The organism is Psychrobacter sp., assembly GCF_030454045.1.
Lineage (GTDB): Bacteria > Pseudomonadota > Gammaproteobacteria > Pseudomonadales > Moraxellaceae > Psychrobacter.
The window spans coordinates 1-2,855 of the sequence record NZ_JAKDJE010000130.1 but is presented as its reverse complement, the minus strand read 5'-3'; the positions used below and the strand labels follow the sequence as shown (position 1 = coordinate 2,855).

Below are 2,855 nucleotides of genomic sequence, written 5' to 3'. Positions count from 1 at the left end.
CATCTAAGTGAAACCATCTAAGTGAAACCATCTAAGTGAAACCATCTAAGTGAAACCATCTAAGTGAAATAACCATGAGAACCCACCACCAAGTTGCTCTATCCCTTCTTACCCTTTGTATCAGCCAGCAGTTATACGCCCAAACCAATGCCAATGCCAATGCAGTGCAAAGTGCATCAGATGTACAGGCCAGTGCAGCGATGGTTCCAAGTGCAGCGTCAGACTCAACATCAAGCGATGTTCCCAGTGTGACCTTGGATACCATCAAAGTCGCTGCCAATGCTAGAACAGGAACAGCGCTGGCACAAAAAATTAGCGAGATGCCCGCCGTCACGCAAGTGATTAGCGAAAATGACATTCAGATGCAGGCCACAGGCGACCGTACTACGGGCGATATCTTGGCACAGCTGATTCCGAGTCTAGGTGCCAGTAGTGGCTCAACCAGTAATTACGGTACCACCATGCATGGTCGCCCTGTGCAGTTTTTCCTTTAAGCAGTTCGCGTAGTCTCTCACGCGAGCTCAACAGCATTGATCCTGCGCAGCTTGAGCGAGTAGAGGTACTATCAGGTGCGACCAGTATCTATGGTGCTGGTGCAGCAGGCGGTCTTATTAACCTTGTGACCAAGTCACTAGTTGGCTATGGCCCTATCCGACAGACTAGAGTCGGTGTCAGTAGCAGCCGCGGTTTTGACTCAGAGTCATTGGGTTATCATGTAGGACAAACCTTAGGATATGGCGGCGAGCGAGTGTATGGTCGCCTAGATGTCGATTATGATAATAAAGGCGGAAAGTTTGATAGCAAAGGCAATCGAATCAGCCCAGATGTCAACCAAACGGATCAACAAGATACCGAATCGCTAAGTGTAAATGGTAGCTTAGGTGTAGAGCTCACTGACAGTCAACGTCTTGACCTTGCAGTGACTTACTATAAAGATGAGCAAAACACCGACTATGGCCCAGATTATGGTGATGGTTTAGCAGTGTTATTTGGCGCAAAACCTTCCTTAAAAGCTATCGATGGTGCCAACGTAGAAAATGAGCCATATACCGAAAAAAGCTCAGTAAATTTGAGCTATAGCGACGATGATTTTGTAGGCTCAGGATCTAGCTTAAACTTGACGGGTTACTACCGAGATGAGAAAGGCCGTTTTTACCCTTCTGGTAAAACCGCAGGTACCCAAGCCTCTGAGGTATGGCAAGCAAATGGTCTAACTGATACAGCCACACTGAAGAAACTGGCAAGTGCTGCAACGTTTGTCACTCAATCAGAAGCTGATATCGAAGTAATGGGCTTACGTGCCGCTATGCAAACCGAGACGGAAGTCGCAGGCAAAAAGACTCTACTTAGCTACGGTGCTGATTTCGAACGTGAAAACAGTGAGCAAACTTACTACGGTCAAGACCTAAATACGTTCCTTGCTAGCAATGGCTTGACTGCTCAAACCAATGGGCTTACTTATAACGGTGGACCAGATACCACCATCGATAAATGGGGCGCGTTTGTCAATGCAGACATGGACATCACTGATAAATGGCATACTAGTGCAGGCGTTCGTTACCAAAAATTGAAGTCAGAGACTGATACCTTTACGCCCATCTATGAGCAGCTGCTTGAAGAGTATTTTAATAGCCCTGCTATCAGTGGGATAAGCGCCGCTTATGGCATCGACTATCAGGCAGGCGACGTAGAAAAAGGTAGTACAGATCACGACAAAACTTTGTTTAATCTTGGTACTAGCTATCAGATAACACCGAATGATCAAGTTTTTGCTAATTTTTCGCAAGGGTTTACCACCGCAGATATTCAGCGTGCGCTGCGTGATGTGCGGGCAGGATTTGTGGTCAACTCAGACAATGTACAACCGATTACAACCAATAACTACGAGTTTGGCTGGCAAGGCAAACATGGCGATACAGCTGCCCGATTGAGCGGTTTTTATAATGAATCAGATAAAGTCGTGCGCTTCACTGATGATTATACTGTAGAAGTCGTCGATACTGATGAGCGTATCTACGGGGTAGAGGGATCGCTTAGCCATGATATCAGTGACAAATGGCAAGTAGGCGGCAGTGTTGCTTATACCCGTGGTCAGTACGATAAGGATGGCGATTGGCTAGAGCTGGATGCCGTACGTCTGACACCGTTAAAAGGCACCGCATTTGCGCAATACCAATTCGATGAAGGCAGCAATATTCGTCTGCAAGCACTGGCAATCGGCGGCGATGATAAGGCCTTCAAGGACCAGCAAAAAGATCCTGACGCCAGTGCGTTGCCAGTCACCGGTTATATGACGCTTGATGTGTTGGGACAAGTAAAAATGCCAGTTGGCCGAGTAGATTATGGCGTCTATAACTTGCTGAATAAGGACTATCTGACGGTCTATCATCAAACCACTTACGGAGACCTGAACCGCTTACCTGCCTCAGGCACAACTTATGGCCTAAGCTATACTGTTGATTACTAAAACAGCAAAAAATAGCGGCGTAATGTGACTTGTATTTTATAAGCATATTGACATTAACCGCATGATATAAAAAAGCCCAACTATGCAGAGTAGTTGGGCTTTTTTATGCTCACCATCAGCACATGACACCATAGTTATTGGTAAAGGGTCGAAAGATCTCGGCACTACAGAAATTATTGATCATAAAAAATAAAATCATCAAAACGATAAACAGGCAAAGTCCCCACATCGATAAAGTGAGTGGCCAGTTCGTCAAATTTTGGTTACCACAGTGGCGACAACTCCAATCAGAGCGTGTTAGATTGGCACTGCATTTCGGGCATCTTTTATGATTAATAAACAATTTAGCCTACCTTACCAATATCCTCTTTTATACAGTATATCTCTG

General features: G+C 45.6%; 2 protein-coding genes. Both read left to right on the top strand.

Going from position 1 to position 2,855, the window contains the following annotated elements; genetic code table 11:
- Positions 1-74 precede the first annotated feature (74 nt).
- On the top strand, positions 75-494 hold the full coding sequence (locus L0G63_RS13585) for a hypothetical protein (protein ID WP_301451131.1): 420 nt from the start codon (positions 75-77) through the stop codon (positions 492-494).
- A gap of 125 nt (positions 495-619) precedes the next feature.
- Positions 620-2,467: a TonB-dependent receptor gene (locus L0G63_RS13580; protein WP_301451130.1), complete on the top strand. Its 1,848-nt coding sequence runs from the start codon at positions 620-622 to the stop codon at positions 2,465-2,467.
- The last annotated feature ends 388 nt before the right edge of the window (positions 2,468-2,855 follow it).

Bases quoted from the DNA above. Each gene is read 5' to 3' on its own strand.
- L0G63_RS13585 (WP_301451131.1), top strand. From the start codon at position 75: ATGAGAACCCACCACCAAGTTGCTCTATCCCTTCTTACCCTTTGTATC.